Source organism: Halorarius litoreus (assembly GCF_024362405.1).
In the GTDB taxonomy this organism is placed as follows: domain Archaea; phylum Halobacteriota; class Halobacteria; order Halobacteriales; family Haloarculaceae; genus Halorarius; species Halorarius litoreus.
Genome location: NZ_CP101454.1, coordinates 604,227 through 627,247, shown reverse-complemented (window position 1 = coordinate 627,247; position 23,021 = coordinate 604,227). Strand labels below are relative to the sequence as shown.

The 23,021-nt window shown below is 64.6% G+C and carries 18 protein-coding genes; 10 read left to right on the top strand and 8 right to left on the bottom strand.

Annotated elements, in window-relative coordinates:
- Positions 1-78: 78 nt before the first annotated feature.
- From NL126_RS03285 to NL126_RS03270, 4 genes are all read right to left on the bottom strand, one after another.
- Positions 79-2,499, bottom strand: coding sequence for a xanthine dehydrogenase family protein molybdopterin-binding subunit (locus NL126_RS03285; protein ID WP_255197487.1), 2,421 nt, complete (start codon positions 2,497-2,499; stop codon positions 79-81).
- Complete coding sequence (locus tag NL126_RS03280; protein WP_255197486.1) at positions 2,496-2,984, bottom strand: (2Fe-2S)-binding protein; 489 nt, start codon at positions 2,982-2,984, stop codon at positions 2,496-2,498. Before NL126_RS03280 ends, NL126_RS03285 begins: the two co-directional genes overlap by 4 nt.
- Positions 2,981-3,853, bottom strand: a complete 873-nt coding sequence (locus NL126_RS03275) for an FAD binding domain-containing protein (RefSeq protein WP_255197485.1) — start codon at positions 3,851-3,853, stop codon at positions 2,981-2,983. The genes NL126_RS03280 and NL126_RS03275 overlap by 4 nt, the downstream gene beginning before the upstream one ends.
- 103 nt (positions 3,854-3,956) lie before the next feature.
- Positions 3,957-5,441, bottom strand: coding sequence for an aldehyde dehydrogenase family protein (locus NL126_RS03270; protein ID WP_255197484.1), 1,485 nt, complete (start codon positions 5,439-5,441; stop codon positions 3,957-3,959).
- A gap of 442 nt (positions 5,442-5,883) precedes the next feature.
- Here NL126_RS03270 and NL126_RS03265 point away from each other — a divergent pair, with 442 nt between their 5' ends.
- From NL126_RS03265 to NL126_RS03250, 4 genes are read left to right on the top strand one after another with little or no spacing between them, the layout of a single operon-like run.
- Entirely contained in the window at positions 5,884-7,275 is a 1,392-nt protein-coding gene (locus NL126_RS03265) for an ABC transporter substrate-binding protein (protein ID WP_255197483.1), read from the top strand.
- A 56-nt stretch (positions 7,276-7,331) separates the two neighbouring features.
- Positions 7,332-8,204, top strand: coding sequence for a branched-chain amino acid ABC transporter permease (locus NL126_RS03260; protein ID WP_255197482.1), 873 nt, complete (start codon positions 7,332-7,334; stop codon positions 8,202-8,204).
- Positions 8,205-8,206: 2 nt separating this feature from the next.
- Positions 8,207-9,259 (top strand): branched-chain amino acid ABC transporter permease, encoded by a 1,053-nt coding sequence (locus NL126_RS03255; protein ID WP_255197481.1) that lies wholly within the window; start codon positions 8,207-8,209, stop codon positions 9,257-9,259.
- Positions 9,256-10,065: an ABC transporter ATP-binding protein gene (locus NL126_RS03250; RefSeq protein WP_255197480.1), complete on the top strand. Its 810-nt coding sequence runs from the start codon at positions 9,256-9,258 to the stop codon at positions 10,063-10,065. The genes NL126_RS03255 and NL126_RS03250 overlap by 4 nt, the downstream gene beginning before the upstream one ends.
- A 6-nt stretch (positions 10,066-10,071) precedes the next feature.
- Here the strand turns inward: NL126_RS03250 and NL126_RS03245 are convergent, their stop codons facing one another.
- Positions 10,072-11,046 carry an ornithine cyclodeaminase family protein gene (locus NL126_RS03245; RefSeq protein ID WP_255197479.1) on the bottom strand — a complete coding sequence of 325 codons (975 nt, stop codon included), beginning with the start codon at positions 11,044-11,046 and terminating at the stop codon, positions 10,072-10,074.
- Between the two features lie 99 nt (positions 11,047-11,145).
- Here NL126_RS03245 and NL126_RS03240 point away from each other — a divergent pair, with 99 nt between their 5' ends.
- On the top strand, positions 11,146-12,291 hold the full coding sequence (locus tag NL126_RS03240; RefSeq protein WP_255197478.1) for an NAD(P)/FAD-dependent oxidoreductase: 1,146 nt from the start codon (positions 11,146-11,148) through the stop codon (positions 12,289-12,291).
- Positions 12,292-12,314: 23 nt separating this feature from the next.
- Here the strand turns inward: NL126_RS03240 and NL126_RS03235 are convergent, their stop codons facing one another.
- Both NL126_RS03235 and NL126_RS03230 read right to left on the bottom strand, forming a co-directional pair.
- Complete coding sequence (locus NL126_RS03235; protein ID WP_255197477.1) at positions 12,315-12,545, bottom strand: hypothetical protein; 231 nt, start codon at positions 12,543-12,545, stop codon at positions 12,315-12,317.
- 76 nt (positions 12,546-12,621) lie between these two features.
- The gene (locus NL126_RS03230) at positions 12,622-14,256 is read right to left on the bottom strand and encodes a thiamine pyrophosphate-binding protein (RefSeq protein WP_255197476.1); all 1,635 of its coding nucleotides are present in this window, start codon (positions 14,254-14,256) and stop codon (positions 12,622-12,624) included.
- 108 nt (positions 14,257-14,364) lie between these two features.
- Between NL126_RS03230 and NL126_RS03225 the strand changes: the two genes are divergently transcribed.
- The 4 genes from NL126_RS03225 (at position 14,365) to NL126_RS03210 (ending at position 20,297) form a co-directional block, all read left to right on the top strand.
- Positions 14,365-15,528 (top strand): acyl-CoA dehydrogenase family protein, encoded by a 1,164-nt coding sequence (locus NL126_RS03225; protein ID WP_255197475.1) that lies wholly within the window; start codon positions 14,365-14,367, stop codon positions 15,526-15,528.
- Positions 15,529-15,534: 6 nt separating this feature from the next.
- Positions 15,535-16,752: a CaiB/BaiF CoA transferase family protein gene (locus NL126_RS03220; protein WP_255197474.1), complete on the top strand. Its 1,218-nt coding sequence runs from the start codon at positions 15,535-15,537 to the stop codon at positions 16,750-16,752.
- Positions 16,753-18,014: 1,262 nt separating this feature from the next.
- The gene (locus NL126_RS03215) at positions 18,015-18,713 is read left to right on the top strand and encodes an enoyl-CoA hydratase/isomerase family protein (RefSeq protein WP_255197473.1); all 699 of its coding nucleotides are present in this window, start codon (positions 18,015-18,017) and stop codon (positions 18,711-18,713) included.
- A gap of 54 nt (positions 18,714-18,767) precedes the next feature.
- Entirely contained in the window at positions 18,768-20,297 is a 1,530-nt protein-coding gene (locus tag NL126_RS03210) for an aldehyde dehydrogenase family protein (protein ID WP_255197472.1), read from the top strand.
- 115 nt (positions 20,298-20,412) lie between these two features.
- Here the strand turns inward: NL126_RS03210 and cofH are convergent, their stop codons facing one another.
- Positions 20,413-21,768 (bottom strand): 7,8-didemethyl-8-hydroxy-5-deazariboflavin synthase subunit CofH, encoded by a 1,356-nt coding sequence (gene cofH / locus NL126_RS03205; protein WP_255197471.1) that lies wholly within the window; start codon positions 21,766-21,768, stop codon positions 20,413-20,415.
- Between the two features lie 210 nt (positions 21,769-21,978).
- Between cofH and NL126_RS03200 the strand changes: the two genes are divergently transcribed.
- Positions 21,979-22,977 carry an LLM class flavin-dependent oxidoreductase gene (locus NL126_RS03200; RefSeq protein ID WP_255197470.1) on the top strand — a complete coding sequence of 333 codons (999 nt, stop codon included), beginning with the start codon at positions 21,979-21,981 and terminating at the stop codon, positions 22,975-22,977.
- Positions 22,978-23,021 lie beyond the last annotated feature (44 nt).

Sequence of the window (23,021 nt, the reverse complement as noted above, 5' to 3'; positions counted from 1 at the left end):
GCGCCACGGGGTTCCGAGGCGGGCGGAAAGCGTTCGAACCGCGCGGGCGTTCCCGTCGGCAAAAATTGAGTGGCGTCCCTACAGCTCGCGCAGTCCCTCCTCGACGAGGCGGGGCAGGACCCGGTCCGGCGTCAGGGGGAGTTCAGTGAAGCGAATGCCGGTCGCGTCGGCGACGGCGTTGGCCACGGCGGCCGGGACGGGGACGAGGGGGCACTCGCCGACGCCCTTCTGTCCGTGTGAGGTGGTTGGGTCGGGCGTCTCCACCTCGTCTATCTTGGTGATGTGCGGGACGTCCTTCGCGGTCGGGAGGTGGTAGTCCACGAGCGACCCGTTGGTGAGGTTCCCGCTCCCGTCGTAGTCGTAGTTCTCCAGGAGCACCTCGCCCAGGGCCTGGGCGATGGCGCCCTGGGTCTGGCCCTCGATCATCTTCGGGTTGATGGCCTTGCCGACGTCCTCGCTGATGGCCACGTCGACGACGTCGATCTCGCCGGTGGTCGGGTCGACGTCGACGACGACTGCGAGACAGCCCCAGGTGTAGCCGTGTGAGAGGCTGCCCTTCGGGTCGGGGACTTCGGCTTCCTGACTATCGAAGCGAGCGCGCCCGACCAGCGAGATACCGTCTTTCATCCCGTCGGGCCGATCCTCGGGGTTCGCAAAGGTGGCCTCGTGGGCGAGGTCCTTCATCGCGACGCTGTTGTCGGGGTCGCCCGCCGCGCGAACGCCACCGTCGGCGAACTCCACGTCGTCTTCGCTGACGCCGAGCATCTGTGCGGCCAGCGGCGTGAGGCTCGCCTTGAGGTCCTCAGCTGCTTTCCCGGCGGCAGTCCCGCCGATTATCGTTCCGCGGTCGGCCCACACGCCGAAGCCCTCCGGCGTCACGTCGGAATCGCCGATGATGGGTTTGACGCGGTCCGAGGTGACGCCGAGCGTGTCGGCGACGATCTGGACGATGCCCGTCTCGGTCCCCTGGCCGATGCTCGCGGTGCCGATGAGGACCGTGATATCGCCGAACTTGTTCATCTGGACGACGGCGGCGTCGGACTCGGTCCCGGCGACCTTCTTGTTCCCGCCGCGCTTCATGAGTGTCCCCATGCCGACGCCCCGGAGTTTGCCGTCTTTGGTCCGACCGACACCGCGGTGGTCGTCCCAGTTGATCATGTCTTCGACGCGGTCGAAGCACTCGTGGATGTCGGCGCCGCGCCAGTTGATGCCGGTCGGCGAGCGCATGGGCATCTCTTCGAGTTTCGGTGCGTTCTGGCGCCTGACTTCGAGGGAGTCGATGCCGAGTTCATCGCAAGCCACCTCGAGCAGTTGCTCCCGGGCGAACGTGTACTGTGGGTCACCGAAGCCCCGAACGGCCGACCCGGGCATCACGTTCGTGTAGAGCGTCTTGCCGCGGATGTGCTGGTTCGGGATGTAGTACGGTCCGGCGGAGGTGATCCCCGCCGACGAGATGACCGCCGGCCCGAAACTGGCGTGGGCGCCGGTACTCTGGAGGACTTCGACGTCCCACGCGACGATGTCGCCGTCCTCTGAGAGAGCCAGGCGGGCGTGCAGGCGCTCGTCGTGGCGTCCTCGGCCAGCCTGCATCTCCTCGAGACGGTCCAGCACCAGCTTGATCGGTCGACCGAGCGCCATCGAGAGCGCCGACGCACAGACCTCGTGGGGGAACGCCTCGATCTTCACGCCGAACCCGCCCCCGATGTCCGGAATCTTGACGACGATGTCGGACGGGTCGAGGTCGGTGAGCGCGTCGGAGAGGTACTCCTTCATCAGGTGCGGCGCCTGATTCGACGTGTGAAGCGTCAACTCCTGCTCGCCGGGGTTGTAGTCCGCGACGCAGCCTTTCGGCTCCAGGGGCGTCGGGTTCGTCTTGTTTGTCTGGAAGGTGTCCTCGACGACGACCGCGGCGTCCTCGAAGGCTCCGTCGACGTCGCCGACTTCGAGGTCGTACTCCGCGGCAATGTTCCCCTTGACGTCGTTGTCAGGGTCGGCGGCGAGGTCGGGATGCAGAAGGGGAGCATCGTCGTCGAGCGCGTCGTCGACGTCGGTGACCGTCTCGAGGCGCTCGTACTCTACGTCGACCTTCTCGGCGGCCAGCGTGGCGGTCTGTCGGTCCTTGGCAACGACGACCGCGATCTCGTCACCCACGAACCGAGCGCGCTCGGTGCACAGCGGCTCCTCGTCGGGGAGGATGAGGCCGTACGGCTCGACGTAGGGCTCCAGGTCCGAACCGGTCCAGACGAGTTCGACGCCTTCCATGGCCTCGGCCTCGCTCGTATCGATGTCGACGATGGCGGCGTGTGCAAATTGGCTGCGGACGAACCGGGCGTGGCGCTGCCCGGGGATGTTGATGTCGTCGACGAACTGGCCGGTGCCGGTGACGAGGCGGCGACCGAACTTGCTGTTGACGGACTTGCCGACCTCGCCTGTTGGTTCGGTCGACTCCTCACTCCGTGGTTCCTGCTCGTGCTTCTGGGTCGGGTCGAGTTTGCTCATCGTTCCTCCTGTTGGTTCTTGGCAGCTTCCTGGACGCTGTCGATGATCTTCGTGTACCCCGTGCACCGACAGATGTTCCCCGCCAAATGGTCCCGAATCTCTGGGATGGACGGGTCCTCGTTCTCCTCGAGCAGTGCCACCGAGGAGACGACGAAACCGGGCGTACAGAAGCCACACTGCATCCCGTGTTTCTCCCAGAAGGCCTCCTGGACCGGGTGGAGTTCGCTCCCGTCCATCAGCCCCTCGACCGTCGTGAGTTCCTTCCCGTCGACCTGGGCGGCGAGCATGTTACAGGACTTCACCGGGTCACCGTCGAGCAGGACCGTACACGCCCCGCACTTGGCGGTCTCGCACCCGCGGTGGGTTCCAGTCAGGTGTTCGTGGTCCCGAAGAAACTCCGAGAGGAGCGTTCGGGCCGCCAGCGTCTCCTCGACCGAGCGTCCGTTGAGCGTTACCTCTATCGTGACCGTGTCAGTTGCACTCATTCGATGTTACCTCCAGCGCGGTCGATCGCAGTGACGAGCGCCCGCTTGGCAAGCGTCTTCGTTATCTCACGTTTGAACTCGACGGAGCCGTCGGAGTCCTCCATCGGATCGGACCCGTCGCCGACCTGCTCGGCTGTCTCCGTGACGAGTGCTTCGGTCAGCGTCTCGCCCTCCAGATGGGACTCGGCGTCGGGCATCGGTGTCGGGCCTGGCTCGATGGCGCCAGTGACCAGTGTCGCGTCGGTCACGACGTCGCCGTCGAGTTCGACGACGGCCGCCACCGTCGCCGTCGGGTACGCGCCGGCGCTGGGCTCGTACTTCTGGTAGGCGGCTCCCCGCGGCGACTCGACGACAGGGATCGACACCTCCGTGATGATCTCGTTCTTGCCCAGCGCCGTCTCGTAGAAGCCGTGAAAGAACGTGGAGCCGTCGTACGTCTGCTCACCGTCTGGCCCCTGGCTCGTTATCTCCGCGTCGAGCGCCGCGGCCACGACCGGCGGGTCGCCCGCGGGGTCTGCGTGGGCAATCGCACCACAGAGCGTGCCCCGGTTGCGAACCTGCGTGTCGCCGATCTCCGCCGCCATCTCGGCGAGCATTTCGCAGTGCTCCGCCACCGTGTCGGAGTTGGCGACGTCAGCGTGTCGAACCAGGCAGCCGATCCGGAGATCGTCACCGTCGACGGTGACGAAGTCTTGGTCCTCGATTTCGTTGATATCGACGATGAGTTCGTAGTCGGCCAAGCGCTGCCTGAGCATCGGCATGAGACTCTGTCCACCGGAGATGACGACCGCGTCCTCGCCGTACTCGCCGAGCAATGCTACAGCGTCGGCGATAGTCTCCGGATTTGAATATTTGACATTTCGTAACATATCCCGTTCACCGTATTGTGTGAGTCGGTCTCACATAAGGGTTTATCGTTCACACCACTCGATACCGCCGCCGGACGGCACTGAACCGCGGCCGGCAGGCGTCTCAATCGCCGCCGACGTGGGTGATGTAGACGGCCTTCTCGTGAGTGAAGAAGTCGATGGCTTGGCGGCCCTGTTCCTTGGTGGTCTCGGAACTGGACATCTTCATGCCGCCGAAGGGCAACTGGAACTCGATGCCGGTCGTCGCCTGATTGACCTTCACGACGCCGGCCTCGATGTCGCCGACGAACTCCTTAGCGTGGTCGAGGCGGTTGGTGCAGATGCTCGCCGAGAGTCCGTACTTCGTGTCGTTGGCCAGTTCGACGGCCTCCTCGTAGCCGCTGACCTTCATGACGCCGACGACGGGGCCGAATATCTCCTCGCGCATCAGCTGCATGTCGTGGTCGACGTCCGTGAAGATGGTCGGCTCGACGAAGTAGCCGTCCTCCACGCCGTCGGGCTCGAGGGCCCGCCCGCCGTGATGGAGGGTCGCCCCATCGCGCTTCCCTCCCTCGATGTAGCCGCGAACCTCCTCGAAGCTGGCCTCGTCGACCTTCGGGCCGACCTCTGTCTCGGGGTCGAGGGGGTCACCGACGACCATCTCCGCGGTCGCGTCGGTCAGCGCAGACAGGTACTCGTCGTAGATGTCCTCGAAGACGTAGACGCGGCTGGTGGCTGTACAGGACTGGCCGGTCGCCGCGAACGCGCCGCCGGTCGTGACCTCGACGGCTGTCTCGATGTCTGCGGTATCGTCCACGATGAGTGGATTCTTGCCACCCATCTCGCACTGGACGCGTTTTCCTTCGGTGGCTGCGTCCTCGTAGACGTACATACCGGCCTGGGTGCTGCCGGTGAAGGAGACGATGTCGACGTCGTCGCTCTTGGTGATCTCGTCGCCGATTTCGCTCCCGGGTCCCGTGACGAAGTTGAGGACGCTATCGGGTAAGCCAGCGTGGTCAAACGCCTGCGCGACGACCGCCGCGATCGCCGGCGACGAGGACGCGGGCTTGAGGACGATGGTGTTGCCGGCCACGAGCGCGGGGGCCAGCTTCCAGATGGGGATGGCGATGGGGTAGTTCCAGGGCGTGATGAGTCCGACCGTCCCCAGCGGCTCGCGCTCGGTGTAGGCGTGGGTGTTCTTGGCACTACTGGGCGGCGCATCGCCGCCGTAGTCGCGGCCTACCTCGGCGTAGTAGTTCAGCAGGTCGACGGCGCGCTGGACCTCGCCGTCCGCAATCGAGACCGGCTTGCCCATCTCTCGAGCGATGAGTTCGGCGATGTCGTCGCGCTCGGATTCGATGAAGTCGGCCGCGTCGCGCAGGTAGCCGCCGCGTGCGTGCGGTGAGGTTGTCGCCCATCCTTCCTGGGCCGCCACCGCGCTGGCGATGGCCTCCTGTGCGACCTCGCGGCTGGAACTCGGGAACTCCGAGACGACCTCGTCCGGGTTGGACGGGCTGCGGCTCTGGATCGTTTCGCCGCCGTCGGGTGTCGTCCACTCACCGTCGATGTAGTTGGCCTCGTGGCTAGGTACGCGGGCGTCGTTAGGCATACATGGCAACACTTCGCAGGGGGAATGAAAATCCTTGCGGTCGGCCACCCGAACGGCCCGTGTTGGCCCTGCGACCCCGCCCAGCCACCGAGAAGAGGACGATTGCGGTCGTGACCTCCCCCGGTTGGCGGCCTCGAATTGGACTGACTCACCAATTCGTCCGCTCGAACGCCTCCGGGGTCGTCCCGGGGAGCACCGAAATTCGATGATTTCGTGAGCAGCGCGGGGGCAGTACCGGCCAAATACCGACTCGTCGTCGGACCACCCCGTCGAAGTCTGCCGGTTTTAGGTGTAAAAATGTGTGGGCTCTGTCATGCCTCAGGTGGCGTTCGCACACATAGAACTATTTTTAACTCCTGGCTCCGATGAATTTTAACCCTCGAGACTAACGAATGTTGACAAAATATTAATATGGCTGTTCTCCGAGGGACAGATGAGGCATATGACACGACACGACCAGTCAAAGTCGGGACCAAGTCGGCGTAACTATCTGAAAATCACCGGGGCGATCGGTGCCACCACACTCGCTGGCTGTATCGGCGGCGGCGACGGCGGTGACGGCGGCGACGGCGGTGACGGCGGTGACGGCGGTGACGGCGGTGACGGCGGCAGCGGTGGAGGCGGAACCATTTCGATCGGGGCGCCGGCTGCACAGACAGGGGCCTACGATTACCTCCAGGCAGGGTGTTCGAAGGTCCTGGAACTGGCGGCCGAGCAGATCAACGAGGCTGGTGGGCCCAACGGCCAGGAGCTCGAACTGCTGTTCCGTGACACCGCGGTCAATCCCCAGGAAGCGCGCAACGTCGTCGACCAGATGACCACGGTCGACGGCTGTGAGGCGATCTGTGGCATGTTCTCGAACGAGATCCCGCCCAACTGGGACTTCCTGCAGTCCAAGGAAGTCCCGATCGTCTCCTACTGGCCGGGCTCGCGGTTCCTCGACACCCGCGGCGGCGACAACGACACGCCCCAGGACGTCAGCGACGACGAGTGGGTCTGGCGGACCATCATCAGCGACTCCGTCCACACGGCCGGCCAGGCACTGAACGCCAAGGAGCGCGGCTACGAGACCGTCGGTCTCATCAACACCGCCACGGAGGGTGAGCGCTCCTGGATGACCGGCTTCAAGGACGCGGTCAACGCCATCGACGGCGTCGAGGTCGCCAACGAGGTCGAGGTTGAGTCCGGCGCGTCTAGTTACCAGGCCGCGCTCTCGCGGCTGCACAACGAGGACTTCGACGCGATGGTGATGTCGTTCGCCCTCGAGGACGCCATCACGGCCATCCGGAACTACGACAGCGGCGGGTACGACACCGCCCTGCTCATGTCCGACGGCCTGAAGCACAACGACCTGACCAGTGAGGTCGGCGGCGCCCTGCCCGAGGAGAACTACGCCGCGCTGGGCGGCGCGTCCGGGCCGTACCTCGACAGCCTGGTGAGTGCGTTCGACGAGAAGTACGACACGACGGAGATGGGCGACGACAACCACCCGTGGGCCATCGCAGCCTACGACGCCCTGAACGTCCTCGCGCTGGCGATTCACCGCGCCGGCGAGTACAGCGCGACGCCCCTGGAGCAGAACATTCGTGCGGTCACCAGCACCAATGGGACCCAGGTCACCACCTTCGCCGATGGCAAGGAGGCCCTCGACAACGACGAGGAGATCAACTTCGCCGGTGCGATGTCGAACGTCAACTTCAGCGCGAAGGGCGACGTCGCCGCCGACACCGCCGTCTTCCGGGGCAGCTCCGACGGTTGGGAGCAGCTCGACCCCATCGCAGCGTCCGACATCCAGGAAGTCCTGGAGAGTGACGATTACGAAGTCAGCTCGTAACTACCGCTTGAGCGCAAACGTTTTTAATTCCCCTGCAGAGGACAACACGTGACACAATGTCGTTAATACAAAACCTGATCTTCGGGCTTGAGATGGGCTCGTATATCGCTATCGCAGCGATCGGGTTTACTATCGTCTACGGTATCGTCAACATGATCAACTTCGCCTACGGGGAGTACATGACTATCGGGGCGTACGTCGGGTTCTTCGCGATGTCCGACTTAAACCTCCCCCTCCCCGCAGCGCTCATTGTCGTCGTCTTACTCTCAGCTATCCTCGGCTGGATCATCTCTCGAATCGTCTTCGTTCCCAACCACGACGCCGGACCGATTCCCCTGTTGCTCATCTCTATCGGGCTCGGATTCGTCCTCAGGAACGGCTACCGGATCCTCCTCGGGGGGGATCCGCGGTACATCCGGATGTCGACGTCGACCTACCGATTCGAATCACTGGACCTCTTCGTGACGAGCCAACATCTGTTGAGCGTCGCCGTCGCCGGCGTCGCGTTCATCGGGATCCACCTGCTGCTCACCCGGACGAACGTCGGCATCGCGATGCGGGCGACCAGCGACAACGAGAAGCTCTCGACGATTTCGGGCATCTACACCGGGAAGATCCGCCGGAACGTCTGGCTGCTCTCCTCGGCGCTGGCCGGCCTGTCGGGCTTCATGATCGCCATGGGAACCTCGGCGACGCCGCTGACCGGCTTCCACCAGATTCTGCTGGTCCTGTCGGCCGCCATCCTCGGCGGTGCGGGCAGCGCCTACGGGGCAATCATCGGCGCGTACATCATCGGCCTGACCGTCACGCTGTCGACCGCGTACCTGCCCGGTGAGCTGTCGAACCTCGGGACGATGTTCGCGTTCGTCATCCTCATCGTCGTGCTCCTGGTCCGTCCGACTGGCATCGCGGACGTGGAGGAGGCCTAACAATGAACGATTACGTATCAAAGATTGCGGAAGCGTGGGACGCATCGCCGCTCAACTACCTGCGCGTCGGTATCCTCGTCACGGTGTTGTCCTTCCTGTTCACGGGCGTCCCGGTACAGTACCCCGGCTGGATACTCCTGGTGTTCAACGTCCTCATCGTGAACTTCGTGCTCTACGGTATCCTGCTGTTGGGCCTGAACCTGCAGTACGGCTACGCCGGCATCGTGAATTTCGGCCCGGTGCTGTTCTTCGCACTCGGGGCGTACACCGTCGCGATCGTCAGCGCCGAGAGCACGTTCACCGACATCGGCATGGGACTGCCGTGGTACCTCGGCGTGGCCGCGGCTATCGCCGTGGTGCTCGTCGTGGCGTTCATCATCAGTCTGAGCACCATCCAGCTCCGCGGTGACTACCTCGCGGTCGTCACGCTCGCGGCGGCACAGATCTTCCACGAGATGTCGATCGGCCTGACGAGCACGCTAGGCGGCAATATCGGGATTCCGGGTATTCCCCGGATCTTCCACGACGTCGCTCCCGACGCGTTCTCGGCCGGCCTCGTGGCATTCTGCGCGCTCTCGGGACTGTTGATAATCAGCTACGCCATCGTCCAACGGCTCGGCGAATCGCCGTTCGGACGCGTGCTGCGCGGCATCCGCGACGACGAGACGGCCGTCACGTTCCTGGGCAAGGACGTCTTCACCTACAAGGTGAAGACCTTCCTCATCGGGTCGGTCCTGATGGGTATCGCCGGCGCGATCCTCGGACTGGTCACCGGCGGCGTCTCTCCCGGGTACGTCACCATCGACGTGACGGTGCTCGTCTGGGTCGGCATGCTCATCGGCGGTGCAGGCAACAACAAGGGCGTGCTGGTCGGTCTCCTGACGATCTCGTCGTTCCAGCTGTTCACCCGCTTTGCGAACCAATCCGTGCCGGTCAGCTCCGAGACGTTCGCGTCCCTGCGGCTGATGGCGATCGGACTCCTGATGATCCTCATCATCGTGTACCGCCCACAGGGTATCTTCGGTGACCGCAAGAAACTGGACGTGGAAGCATGACTTTGTTCGAAACCAGCGGCGTGGAGAAGTCCTTCGGTGGCCTCCGGGCCCTCGACGGCGTCGACGTATCGATCGATGAAGGCGAACTCGTCGGTCTCATCGGGCCGAACGGGGCCGGCAAGACCACGTACTTCAACTGCGTGACGGGTCTGCTCGAACCCGACGGCGGGACCATCAGGTTCGACGGCGAGGACGTGACGGACAAACCCTCCGCCGAGCTAGCCCGCGCGGGCATGGTCCGGACGTTCCAGCTGTCGCGGACGCTCAAGTCGATGACCGTCCGCGAGAACGTACAGATCGCAGCAATGGACCACCCCGGCGAGAGCGCGATACACGCGTTCCGCCAGACCGACGCGCTGTACGAGAACGAGGAGCGCATCACGGAGCGAGCCGAGGACCTGCTGGACCGCTTCGGCCTCGGCCACCTGAAAGACACCACTGCAGGCACAATCTCCGGCGGTGACCGGAGGATCCTCGAGATCTGTCGGGGCCTGATGCTCGACCCCAAGCTGTTCCTGCTCGACGAGCCGTTCGCCGGCGTCAACGAGGCGACCGTCGAGGAGATCTCGAAGTACATCAAGGACCTCAACGACGAGGGAATGACGTTCGTCATCATCGAACACGGCCTGCGCGAACTGGTCCAGCTCGTCGACCGGCTCATCGTGCTCCACGAGGGCGCGGTCCTAGCAGACGGTGACCCCCGCGACGTCGTCAGCGACGAAGAGGTCATCAACGTCTACATGGGTAACGCCATGGACCTTGACGAGGGCGACGAGGGCGCCGAGAGCGCCGAGAGCGAAGCCTGACTCGCCCTACAGCGACAGTTCCGTCCCGACTTCTTCTTCCTCGCGCGCCGCTCCGTACACGTGACTGCTCGCAGCGGCATCGAACACTGCGGACCCGACACTCTCGACCACGAGTATCTCGTCGTCCGACTCTCGACCGGCCGATCCGTCGAGGAACGCCGCCATCGGGAGCAGGTCGGCCGCCGTCAGTTCGGTCGCCGTGAGGTCGCCGATCGTCGCTACCTCGTCGGGTACGTCCGCGAACACCCGTGCGGCCTTCTCGAAGACGCCGGCCTCCAGTTCCTGCATCTCGGCGTTGAACGCACCGACTGCGACAACGAGAGCCCCCGGCGCAAGCGCGTCGGCCGGGAACACCGGCTCGGTCGAAGTGGTCGCCGTCACGACGACGTTCGCACCCTCGACCGCTTCGGCGGCGGAGTCGACGGCCGACGCTGGAATTCCCGCCGCGGCGAGGTCGTCGGCGCACGCGTACCGGGAGTCGCTCGGCGAGAAGACGCGAACCTCGTCGATGTCCCGGACGGCAGCGATGCCCCGGGTCTGCCAACGTGCCTGGGCGCCGGCCCCGATGACCGCCAGCGTCACGGGGTCGCTCGCGAGCTCACGCGCCGCGAGCAGGCCGAGACATCCGGTTCGCGCGTTGGTGATGCGCGTCCCGTCCATGAACGACATCGGGAGACCGGTGCGGGCGTTCGAGAGCACGATCTGGGCATGGAGCGTTGGCAGCCCACGATCCTCGTTGTCCTCGTGGAGGCTGACGAGTTTCGTCGCGAAGTACTCATCGCCGTGGACGTAGGCCGGCATGACCACGGCCGTCCCGAGCGGGTCCGACGACCCCAGACCGCGACCGATCGGATAGTGTGGTCGGTCCGGGCGCTCGACCGCACCCGCGGCTTGCTTGATCAACGCGTCTTCGACAACGGGAGCGAGGGTCTCGAGGTCGACAACCCGCTCGACGTCGGAATCGGACAGGAGCAGTACCATGCACCCGAGTTTGCTACCCGGTCAGATAGGTGTTGCTCTCGTGGGGCAGGCGGGGAGTGGCGATACACTTATTTTCGTTCCCTGGAAACAACTGACGTCATGCAGGTAACGGTAGTCGGTGGCGGCATCGTCGGTCTCTCGTCCGCGTATTATCTCGCTCGCGACGGTGCCGACGTGACCCTCCTGGAGAAACATTCGCTCGGGATGGGCAGCACCGCCCGCTCGGCCGGTGGCATCCGGACGCAGTTCTCTACCCCCGTCAACGTGGAACTGTCGCTCCGCTCGCTCGACGTCTGGGACACCTTCCGCGAGGAGTTCGGCGTCGACATCGCGCACAACCGGAACGGCTATCTCTTCGTCACCGCCGAGGAGGAGACTGCCGAGCGGTTCCGCGAGGACGTAACGATGCAAAACGACCTCGGCGCGGAGAGCGAGTTCATCACACCAGCGGAAGCCAGAGAGTTGTGTCCTGGACTCGAAACCGACGACCTGGTCAACGCGACGTACAACGGACAGGACGGGTTCGCCGACCCCAACCTCGCCGTACAGGGCTACGCGCAACAGGCCCGTGAGGAGGGCGTCGACATCCGGCCCAAGACCCCCGTCACCGACGTACGAACGGACGGCAACGCGGTGACCGGCGTCGAGACCGCCGACGAGACCATCGACGCGGATTTCGTCGTCAACGCCGCGGGCGCGTGGTCGAGGACCATCGCCGAGATGGCCGATGTCGACCTGCCGATCCATCCGCGGCGCCGCCAGCTAGCCGTCGTGGACCCCCAGCGCACCCTCTCGGAGGATGTCCCCCTGACCATCAACCTCGACTCGGGGTCGTACTTCCGACCCGAGCGTGACGGTGCAGCGCTCGTCGGCGGTCACTTCGGCGACGACCCCGACGTCGACGCCGACTACTACTCCGATTCCTTGGACATCGAGTGGGCCGCGACGGCCGTAGAACGTGCCGCGGAGTACACTGCGTACTTCGGCGGCGATTCGCGGATCCGCCGGGGCTGGGCGGGCCTCTACGCCGTTACACCCGACCACCACCCCATCATCGAGGAGACGACGAGCGGGTTCATCACCGCCGCCGGGTTCTCCGGCCACGGCTTCCAGCACGCTCCGGCGACCGGCCAGATCGTCTCCGAACTCGTCCACGACGGGGAGCCGTCGCTGGTGGACGTGTCGTCGCTATCCAGTACTCGGTTCGAGGAAGGGAACAGCATCGTCGAACACAACGTCGCGTAGTCGCGGCTCGTGCTCCGGCTGTCTCAAACGAAGTCGACGCGGTAGTAGTCGGTGAACTTCACGAGGTCGTACTGGACGAGTTCCGTCGCCGTCAGCACGTCAACTCGCCCCTCGTCGGTCGTGGCCGAGACGAGCGCGAAGAGCCCCTCCATGGCGGGGTCGGAGAGTTCGTCGAAGTGAGCGACGCGGGCGTCCTCCGGCACCGTCTCTGGCCGGTGGATTCGAACTCTCGAATCCTTGTTACTAACAGACATGGTACTCGTTTACGAGTATCGCCCATTATTAAGCGTTTGGTTTCAAATCAGACAGAAGTGCGACCGGCGTGACTCGCTACTCCGACATCCACTCGCTTGCCTGCGGTTCTTGGGGATTCGTCGGGACCTCGACCAGGACGGGTTCGTCCGCGGCAATCGCCGCCGACAGTTCGTCGGCCAGGTCCGCGTTCGTCTCCGCGCGCCGGGTCGTCATGCCCATGCTCTCGGCCAACGCGGTGAAGCTGATGGGCGAGGACTCCCAGCCGTAGACGCCCGCGTCGAGGTCGTACGTCCGCTCGGCTTCCTCCGTGATGATGGCGTAGTCGTTGTTGTTGAGGACGAGGACGGTGATGGGCAGATCTGCCGTGACGGCGGTGTGCAGTTCGTGAACGCACATCATCAGCCCACCGTCGCCGGTCAGGACGACGACGTCCTCCTCGGGGTTGGCCAGTTGCGCGCCGATACCCGACGGGAGGCCCGTCCCCATGGTCGCCCACGACCCGGGGTTGACGTACTTGCGGGGGCCGGCGGCTTCGAACGTGTTCAGCGCCCAGACGCGGAAGCCGCCGGCGTCGACCGCCACGGTCGCCTCCTGCGGAATCGTCTCTCGGGCAGTCCGAAGGACCTGAACCGAGGTCAGCGGCGTCTCCTCGCCCAGTAGCGACTCGATCCGCTCGTCGCGGGCGGCTCGGAGGCGTTGGGCTGTCTCTTCGCCGCTGGCCGGGTCGTGGTCCCCCAGCCGCGATTCGATCTTTCGCATCGCCTCGGCGGCATCGCCGATGACAGCCACAGTCGGGTCGTACCCCGTCCCCAGGTCCTCGGAATGCAGCGTCACGTGGACGAGTCGGTCCGGGACATCGACAGTCCACGAGCGGGTGGCGACGGCATCGAAATCTGTCCCGACGCCGAGCGCCGCGTCCGCCTCGCCGAGGGTGTCGAGCAGTTCCTGGGTCGCGCTCCCGGAGAGGACGCCCGCCGCCAGCGGGTGCGTCTCCGGGATGACGCCCTTGCCCTTGTACGTCGTGACGACCGGTGCGCCGAGCGCCTCGGCCAGCGACACCAATTCGTCGGTCGCCCCGGAGGCCCTGACGCCACCGCCAGCGAGAATCAGCGGGGATTCGGCGTCGGCCAACAGGTCCGTAGCGGCAGCGATGTCCTCGTCGGCCACCGACTCCAGAAACGCCGATTCGAACTCTCTGGCCTGCGTCAGCGGCACGTCCATCTTCAGGAAGTTCTTCGGGATGCCGATTCGGACCGGGCCCTTCGGCGGGGTCTGTGCGATGGCGACCGCACGGTCCACCTCCGCGGCGGTGGCGGCGGGACGTTCGACCAGGATGTTCTCCTTGACGACGTTGTCGTAGGTGTCCGGGGGCGTCTCGTGGATCCCGTCGCCGCCCCGGATCTCGGGCTCGGTCTCGACGGCGAAGTGGATCAGCGGAGTACAGTCGTTGAGTGCGTTCTTGAGGCCGTTCATCGCGTTCATGTCTCCCGGCCCGGGCACGACGAACGTCGCGGCTATCTTCCCGCTGGTCTCGGCGTAGCCCCACGCCTGGTGGGTGACCGCCGTCTCGTGCCTGGCGACGACGAACTCTATCTCGTCGCTCTCGCCGATGGCCTGGTTCAGCGGGAGCGTCTGCTTCCCGGGAATCCCGAACACCGTGTCGATGCCGTTGGCTACCAGCCGGTCGATGACTGCCTCGTTAATTTGCATGGACTGGGATACTTGAGGACCGTACTTAGTCCTACCTGTCCGGGCGACGGTGGGACGACACACCGACCATCGGAAAGGTTAATCACTTCGCTCCTGACGGTACGGACGATGTTAGACTACGTCAACCTGGAGGCCGACCTCACGGAAGAGGAGCGGATGATTCAGGAATCCGCACGCGACTTCGTCGAGTCCGAGGTCAGACCGGACATCGGGGAGCACTGGATCGAGGGCACGTTCCCCATGGACCTCATCCCGGAGATGGGCGAGATGGGGTTCTACGCCCCGAACCTGGAGGGGTACGGATCCCCGAACGTCTCGGAGACCGCCTACGGCCTGCTCATGCAGGAACTGGAGGCCTGTGACTCGGGCCTCCGCTCGATGGCGTCGGTCCAGGGGGCGCTGGTGATGTATCCGATCCACGCGTTCGGCAGCGACGCGCAGAAATCGGAGTGGCTGCCGAAACTGGGCAGCGGTGAGGCCGTGGGCTGCTTCGGCCTGACGGAACCTGAGCACGGCTCGAACCCGACGGCGATGGAGACGTATGCAGAGGCGGCTGACGGGGGCTACGTCCTCAACGGGTCGAAGACGTGGATCACGAACTCGCCGATTTCGGACGTGGCGATCGTCTGGGCGCGGGACCGGAGCGACCCCGAGACGCCAGTGCGTGGCTTCCTCGTCGAGACCGATCGCGACGGCGTCTCGACGAACAAGATCGACGAGAAGCTCTCGCTGCGGGCGTCCATCACCGGCGAGATTGCACTCAGTGACGTCTACGTTCCCGAGGAGAACGTCCTGCCCGGCGTCACGGGTATGAAGGGCCCGCTTAGCTGTCTGACCCAGGCCAGGTACGGCATCGCGTGGGGGGCTATCGGCGCGGCGCGTGACTGCTTCGAGACGGCCTGCCAATACGCCAAGGACCGTGACCAGTTCGGCGGCCCCATCGGCCGCTTCCAACTCCAGCAGCGCAAACTGGCCGAGATGGCCACGCAGATCACGCTCGCCCAGCTGCTGGCACACCGTCTGGCAGCGTTGAAAGAGCGGGGTGACATGCGGCCCCAGCACGTCTCGATGGCTAAGCGAAACAACGTCCGGATGGCCCGCGACCAGTCCCGCATCGCCCGGGAGATGCTGGGCGGCAACGGCATCACCGCGGACTACTCGCCGATGCGCCACATGGCCAACCTCGAAACGGTCTACACGTACGAGGGGACCCACGACATCCACACCCTCATCCTCGGCGAGGACCTCACCGGCTTCGCCGCCTACGAGTGAACTGTCATGTCTTCTCACAACTCCACGATCGACGGACCGCTGGACGGCGTGACTGTCCTCGACGCTTCGCGGGTTCTCTCGGGGCCGTTCTGTACGATGCAACTCGGCGACCTCGGGGCCGACGTCATCAAAATCGAACGGCCCGACGGCGGCGATCAGACCCGTGGTTGGAGTCCGCCCGAGTACGGAGACTCCGGCGAATCGGCCTACTACGTCAGCACCAATCGGAACAAACGCTCACTGACGCTCAACCTCGCGAGCGACGACGGCCGCGATGTCTTCCGGAAACTGGCGAGCGACGCCGATGTGCTCGTCGAGAACTTCCGGGTCGGGAAGATGGCTGATTGGGGCCTGGACTACGATACGCTCTCGGCGGCGAACCCGGACCTGGTTTACTGCTCCATCTCGGGGTACGGCCAGGACGGCCCACACAAGGACCGGCCGGCCTACGACCTCATCATGCAGGCCGAGGGCGGGATGATGAGTATCACGGGCGAGGAGGACAGTCCGCCCGTCAGAGTCGGCGTGGCTATCGCCGACATCGGGGCGGGGATGTACGCCGCGCAGTCGATCCTCGCGGCGCTGTTCCACCGCGAGTTTCAGGACGCCGGCGGCCAGTACATCGACGTTGCCCTGTTCGAGGCGATGGTCGCCTGGCAGACCTACATGGCCTCGTACTACTTCGCCCGAGGCGAACCCCCGGGCCGGATGGGGAGCAAACACCCGACCATCGCCCCCTACCAGGCCTTCCCGACGACGGACGGCTACATCGTCGTCGCCGTCCCGTCGCCGAACCTCTGGCCGCGCTTCTGCCGGGCCATCGGTCGAGAGGACCTGATAGACGACCCCAGATTCGAGACCAACGACAAACGCGTGACCAACCGCGAGGAACTAGATGCGATCCTCGAAGCTGAATTCGAGGGGTACGCGACCGCAGAGGCGAAAGAAATCCTCGATGACCACGGCGTTCCGGCCAGCAAGGTCAACGACATGGCCGAGGTGTTCGCCCACCCCCAGGTCCAGGCCCGTGGAATGCGCCAGTCGGTTCCCCACCCGACCGCCGACGCGGTCGAGATGCCCGGAAGCCCAATGAACCTCCGCGACACGCCGACGGGAATCGACCGCCACCCGCCGCTTCTCGGGGAGCACACCGACGAGATCCTGTCGGAGTTCGGGTTCGACGACGAGACCATCGCGCGCTTCCACGAGACAGACATCATCTGACCCACACACGATTCTCGAAGATTCTCCGCCGTTACCACGGACCGCACTTCAGCCATACTTACTGCCCAGCACCGCCGCTCGGCACACACCGTTCGGTGACTCACGCTGGGGTTTCCAACAATAATTTACAATCCGTAATACGGAATCCGGTGCCCAACGAACATTCATGGTGGTTAGAGGAGTGACCAGCTTCGGGTGGTTTGCTCCACGTCGATGGCCGCTTCAGGCGAAGCCAGTGTCGAAATGCGGTAGAACATTGCGCAGTTTTTGGCGGCAGCAATCTCAGAGATTGCCGGTAATTCACGTCTGTATGGCATCTACCGTCGAATCCGTAGCATGGAATACATTGAACGAACGGTGATGTTCGGCCCGCTCTGTACCGAACAGCTACCGCAGCGTCTCGGTCTGCTCGCCGGAAATCCAAGCAACGATGATAAACGTGTGCTTCGTTTATTTGTTTCTCATTGCGGAACAACTGTGTCTCTATGTCTGGTGCGACGGAACATGGCATACGCCGTTCCAAGTGACAGCTTGATCCGTCGTATTCGATACAGGGGAGACAGTTCAGGTGCGTTCGTTTTTCAGATTAGCAGTGGGTCCACTGTTGAGACCCAACGAGATCGGTGATTGCACTCCACTTGCTTGCCGCTCGAACAGCTACTCTCCAACGAGTTCTGGCCCGAGTCCTCGACGCATTCGGGCGAGATACGCGGACTACCACCGAATGTCGCCGATATAATCGGCGCTGACAAACGCTACGTGGACGGCGAGGCGTCCGATGATACCGGATTCACCACGATACAGCAAAGGCAAGGGCGACTGATTCACGGGGAAGTCCCGGAGCCTTGCTGGACGCCGTCGTGTTCCAGCCCGCCACCAGTCCGCATGAGAGTCCTTCACAAGAAATGGTTCCGTCTTACGGACTAGTCTCGACCGCCACTACCATTACAGAACTAGAATTGTAATGCATTCCGAATCTCCATCGCAGTCTCGGAGTAGCGCGCCATCGGAAGTCGGTCGATGGGTCGGTTTTCCGCCCTCCTACATCTCCTCCATCGAGCTGAATTGACGGTTCTCTCGGTTGTTTAGAGGGGTTTTGTCCGCTCTCTCCCTCTACCGACCGACATGACCTACGACAACGTCCGACGTAGCCGAATCTCGGCCGAACTCTGTTCCGTATTGGGGAACAACCTATTTCGGGTCGACCGTCGAACGGGTGCCAAGCAGGGGGTTTATGCAGGTTCACAGCCACCACCGGACGAATGTCGATACTCGAAACCGAAGACGTAACCGACGAGATCAGACGGTTGCGGCTCAACCGTCCCGAGTCGCTCAACGCGCTCAGCAGGGAACTCCTCTCCCAGATTGCCGAGGAGGTCCGCGCTGCCAACGGCGAGTACCGCGTACTGATTCTGGAAGGGGCCGGCGATGCGTTCACGGCCGGCGCGGACCTCAACGAGGCGGAGAGCGCAGGCGACCTGTTCCAGGAGATAACCCGCTCAGTGCGGGAGTTCGAGGGCATCGTGATCGGGAAACTCCACGGGTGGGTCGTCGGCGGCGGCTTCGAGTGGACGCTTTCCTTCGACCTGCGCTACGCCCACGCGGATACGAGGTTCAAGCTGACGGAGTCCGAAGTCGGGGTGACGGTGACGAACGCCTCGACGCTGCTGCTCCCGCTGTACGTCGGTGCCGGAACGGCCCGCGAACTCGTCTACACGAGCCGCGAACTCCCCGCCGCGGAAGCAGCGCAGTACGGGCTGCTCGCCGGCGTCTTCGATGACGCCGACGACCTGGAGGCCAAAGTGATCGACGTCGCCACGGACATCGTGGAGAACAAGTCGGCGACCGCGCTCCGGCTCAACAAGCGCGCCATGGACCAGGCGTTCCCGGTCGAAGAGGTTCTCAAGCGCGAAGAACTGATCAACGAGTACTGCCACGACATCGAGGAGATGAGCTGGTAGCGTCGGCTGGCAAACGTTTATGCGACCACGCTCGGAATCACTGATAGATACCAGATGACATCTGATTCCGTCGACTACTACGAAGGGACGGTCAAAGAGACGCACGCGGCGGCACGCCGGGACGTGCTCGCCCTGGGCGAGTTCGACGCCTGGATCGGCGGCGAGTCCGTCACGGCCACCGAGGGCGAGCGGTTCGCGACGCTGGACCCGGTCGTCGGCGACGAGATATGTACGGTCCCGCGCTGCACCGGGGCGGACGTCGACGCGGCCGTCGCTGCTGGGCAGGACGCCGTCGACGGCGAGTGGGGGGACTACACGCCCCAGGAGCGTTCGAACGCGATGCTGGCGTGGGTCGACACGCTGCAGGCGAACGTCGACGACCTCGCCCTCGTCGAGAGCCTCGACGGCGGGAAGCCGCTGAAGCACGCGCTGGTCGAGACGAAGTACGCCCTCGACTTCCTGGAGTACTACGCGAAGGTGATCCAGGCCGACGAGGGAATCACGGTCCCGACCGGCGACAACCTGCACGTCTACACCCGTCACGAACCGTACGGCGTCGTCGGGCTAATCACGCCCTGGAACTTCCCGCTGACCATCTCGTTCTGGAAACTCGGGCCGGCGCTGGCCGCGGGCAACGCCGCCGTCATCAAGCCCGCCGAGCAGACGCCGCTGTCCCTGCTGTACGCCGCGGAACTGTCGGCGGACGTGCTCCCGGACGGAGCGTTGAACGTCGTCACCGGGTTCGGCGAGGAGGCCGGCGCACCGCTGACCGAACACCCCGGCGTCGGCAAAGTCTCGTTCACCGGCGAGGACGTCACCGGCAAGACGGTGATGCGGGCCGCCACCGAGAACGTCACGCCCGTGACGCTCGAACTCGGCGGCAAGTCGCCGTACGTGATCTTCCCCGATGCCGACATCGAGAAAGCCGTTCGCGATGTCGCCCACGGCATCTTCTACAACGCCGGCCAGTCATGCGACGCCTGCTCGCGCGTGCTCGTCCACGAGGACATAGCCGAGGAGTTCACCGAGGGGCTGGTCGCACGGGCCGAGGGGCTCACGCCCGGCGACACGCTCGTCGAGGGCACGACCATCGGCCCGCTCATCTCCGCTGCGCAGTTCGAGAAGGTGACCGACTACGTCGAACTTGGCAAGGAGGAGGGCGCGACCTGTGCGACCGGCGGCGCCGTCGACGACGACGACCTCGCAGACGGCTGGTACGTCCGCCCGACGGTGCTCACCGAGGTCGACAACGACATGCGCGTCGCTCAGGAGGAGATCTTCGGTCCGGTCGAGGTGGTCACGACCTTCGAGACCTACGACGAGGCCATCGACCTGGCCAACGACGTCGAGTTCGGCCTGGCCGCCGGTGTCGCCACCGAGAACAATTCACTCGCCCACCGAGCGGCCGCCGACATCGAGGCCGGGAGCGTCTGGATCAACGGCAACTACGCGACGCCCATCCCCGGCGGGCCCTTCGGCGGCTACAAGCAGTCCGGCATCGGGCGGGAGTGCAGCCGCGATGCCATCCGCCACTACACCCAGGAGAAAGCCGTCCACGTGGCGCTCGACGAGCCGTCGCTCTGAGGGGGCTGGCCGCCCTCGCCGCTTTCACTGTGGCCGCCGCGATTGACGGCCGGCACGAAACGAGTGAGCATCAGGCCAGCCGCGAACTGAGAGACGTCGGGTCGTCGCGGGCGGTTCAAACTGAATTGACGAGCGGCGTGCCGTCGGCCTTCGGACCGAGCTGCGGCCCCTGGGGGTCGTCGTCCGGGTCGAGCGGGCGACGCTGCTCGTAGTCGGTCGAGCGCTCGACCGGGACCCGGCCGATGGCCGCGATCATGTCGGCGTACTCCTGGAACGAGCGGAACTCGCCGTAGCCCCCGCCGGCGCGCTTGGTGATCTCCTCGGAGAGGATGGTGCCCATGAAGTCGTCTGCGCCGCAGTTCAGCATCTTCAGGCCCTGGGCGTCGCCGTACTTCACCCAGGAGGACTGGACGTGGTCGACGTTGTCGAGGAAGAGCCGCGAGACCGCGATCATCAGTTCGTCCTCGTCGGTCGAGGGGCCGGAGTCGACCATGCCGTACTCTGCCAGCGGCGTGTTCTCGTGGACGAACGAGAGGGGCACGAACTCGGTGATGTTGTCCGTCCGGTCCTGGAGGTCGCGGATCCGCTCCAGATGGATCACCCGGTGGGCTTCGTTCTCCACGTGGCCGTACATGATGGTGGCCGTCGTGTCCAGGCCGACGGTCGCGGCCGCCTCCATCGCCTCCAGCCACTCGCCCGTATCTATCTTGCCCGGACAGATGACGTCGCGCACCTCGTCGACGAGTATCTCCGCGGCAGTCCCAGGAACGGAGTCCAGGCCCGCCGCTTTCAGCCGACTGTACACCTCCTCGTAGGACCAGTCGGTGCCCCGTCGGGCGTGGTAGGCTTCCTCGGGCGTCATCGAGTGGAGGTGAACCCCGCCGACGCTCATGGCAGCCATCTGCTCGACGTAGGTGCCAGGGTCTTTCTCGTACTCGCTCGCGGGCCGGTAGTTCAGGTCGCCGCGGTCGCTCGAGTCGAGAATCTCGCGGTGCTCGTCGTCCAACACGAACGCGGGGTGCAGGCCCGAGACGGAGGTGACCTCGTAGATGCCGCGTTCGACGGCGCCAGCGACGATGTCGCGAGATTCGCTGGGCGTCTTCGTGAAGCCGTCGTGCTCGTCCTGATAGGAGGTCCGGAACTGCTCGGAGCGGTCCTTGAAATTGCAGAACAGACAGCCGGTGTTGCACGCAGTCGTGACGTTGTTGTTGAGGTTGGCGACGAACGTGACCTCCTCGCCGACCACCTCGGCGCGCCGGCGGTCGGCCGCTTCGAGGACGAGTTCCTTGCGCCGGCGGTCGATGCCCGGTCGGTCCGTCCCCGTGGTCATGAGTTCGATTCCGTCGGCGACAGAGAGACGCTCGCCGACCCGCGCCTTCGAGAGCGCGTTCTCGAACGACTGGTCCGTCTCGGGGACGCACTGGTAGTCCTGCTGCGGAATGTCACCGCTGTCAGGCACAGGATTTGACATGGAAATCGAATCGGCTGAGGCCGACCTAAATGTTCCGTCTCCAAGGACCGCTGTACACGATACCGACTGCCAGTGGACGGAGACAGCGGTCGAGACAGTCGATCGCGGTCCGAGAATCGTGACGGATTTCCGTTCGAATAGCCCCAGGGCTGGCCCGACCCGTCAGAAACCGATACTGGTATGTGGGATACCAGTGAATGTGTGACTCGTATGCAAATCGCAGTCTCGGATACAGTCGGACCTGGGTCTGACATTCGTGAACAGGCCGAACTCGCGGCGGAACTCGACTACGACGCCTACTGGACGCAGGAACTCATCGACGTCAAAGACGGGTTCACCACGGCGACCGCACTCGGTGCGTGGGACATCGACATCGACATCGTCGTCGGCCTGCCGAGTCCCTACACGCGACACCCGGCAATCATCGCGACGGTCCTGTCCTCTATCGACGATTACTCCGACGGCCGCGTCAAGGGTCTGGCCATCGGGACGAGCGCCCCCGAAGTGATTCGGAAGCTCAACATCGACATGGACCGGCCGATCAAGCGCCTCAGCGAGGCCAACGACATCCTCAACTCCATCATCAAGACCGGCGAGTGTACCTACGAGGGCGAGATCTACTCGCTCGACAACTGGAAGCTCCGCTCGGAGTTCTCGAACGACATCCCGCTGTACGCCTGTGGGGCCGGGCCGGTCATGCAGGAGATGGCCGCGGCGAAGTTCGACGGCCTCTGGCTGCCGTTCAACGCGACCGCACCGTTCACCGAGCAGGTCGTCGAGACGGGCGAGGAGAACATGGAGAAGTTCGGCCGCGACCGCGAGGAGTTCACCTACGCGCTGAACATCCCGACGGCCGTCGTCGACGAGGACTCCGACATGAGCGTCGAAGAGCAGAAACGCGACATCCTCGAGTTCACCGCCTGGCACTGCTGCTCGGACCACATCCAGCCACTCGTCGAGATGGCCGGCGTGGAGTACGATATCGACGAACTCCGGACCGCGGTGCGGGAGAACGACTCCGAAGCGATGGCCGACATCGTCGACCAGGAGTTCCTCGACGCCGTGGCCGCCGTCGGCTCCCCCGAACACGTCCGTGACCGCTACCGCGAGTACCTCGACACGGGTATCGACTGCCCGGTCATCTACAACTACGGGCCACAGGAAGTGAAGATGCGCAACGTCCGAGAGCTGGCACCCGACAAGTTCTGATTCCGACCGTGGGCACTTGCCCGCGAGCGTTTCTCGGTCTGCCC

Bases quoted from the DNA above. Each gene is read 5' to 3' on its own strand.
- NL126_RS03285 (WP_255197487.1), bottom strand. From the start codon at position 2,499: ATGAGCAAACTCGACCCGACCCAGAAGCACGAGCAGGAACCACGGAGT.
- NL126_RS03280 (WP_255197486.1), bottom strand. From the start codon at position 2,984: ATGAGTGCAACTGACACGGTCACGATAGAGGTAACGCTCAACGGACGC.
- NL126_RS03275 (WP_255197485.1), bottom strand. From the start codon at position 3,853: ATGTTACGAAATGTCAAATATTCAAATCCGGAGACTATCGCCGACGCT.
- NL126_RS03270 (WP_255197484.1), bottom strand. From the start codon at position 5,441: ATGCCTAACGACGCCCGCGTACCTAGCCACGAGGCCAACTACATCGAC.
- NL126_RS03265 (WP_255197483.1), top strand. From the start codon at position 5,884: ATGACACGACACGACCAGTCAAAGTCGGGACCAAGTCGGCGTAACTAT.
- NL126_RS03260 (WP_255197482.1), top strand. From the start codon at position 7,332: ATGTCGTTAATACAAAACCTGATCTTCGGGCTTGAGATGGGCTCGTAT.
- NL126_RS03255 (WP_255197481.1), top strand. From the start codon at position 8,207: ATGAACGATTACGTATCAAAGATTGCGGAAGCGTGGGACGCATCGCCG.
- NL126_RS03250 (WP_255197480.1), top strand. From the start codon at position 9,256: ATGACTTTGTTCGAAACCAGCGGCGTGGAGAAGTCCTTCGGTGGCCTC.
- NL126_RS03245 (WP_255197479.1), bottom strand. From the start codon at position 11,046: ATGGTACTGCTCCTGTCCGATTCCGACGTCGAGCGGGTTGTCGACCTC.
- NL126_RS03240 (WP_255197478.1), top strand. From the start codon at position 11,146: ATGCAGGTAACGGTAGTCGGTGGCGGCATCGTCGGTCTCTCGTCCGCG.
- NL126_RS03235 (WP_255197477.1), bottom strand. From the start codon at position 12,545: ATGTCTGTTAGTAACAAGGATTCGAGAGTTCGAATCCACCGGCCAGAG.
- NL126_RS03230 (WP_255197476.1), bottom strand. From the start codon at position 14,256: ATGCAAATTAACGAGGCAGTCATCGACCGGCTGGTAGCCAACGGCATC.
- NL126_RS03225 (WP_255197475.1), top strand. From the start codon at position 14,365: ATGTTAGACTACGTCAACCTGGAGGCCGACCTCACGGAAGAGGAGCGG.
- NL126_RS03220 (WP_255197474.1), top strand. From the start codon at position 15,535: ATGTCTTCTCACAACTCCACGATCGACGGACCGCTGGACGGCGTGACT.
- NL126_RS03215 (WP_255197473.1), top strand. From the start codon at position 18,015: ATGTCGATACTCGAAACCGAAGACGTAACCGACGAGATCAGACGGTTG.
- NL126_RS03210 (WP_255197472.1), top strand. From the start codon at position 18,768: ATGACATCTGATTCCGTCGACTACTACGAAGGGACGGTCAAAGAGACG.
- cofH (WP_255197471.1), bottom strand. From the start codon at position 21,768: ATGTCAAATCCTGTGCCTGACAGCGGTGACATTCCGCAGCAGGACTAC.
- NL126_RS03200 (WP_255197470.1), top strand. From the start codon at position 21,979: ATGCAAATCGCAGTCTCGGATACAGTCGGACCTGGGTCTGACATTCGT.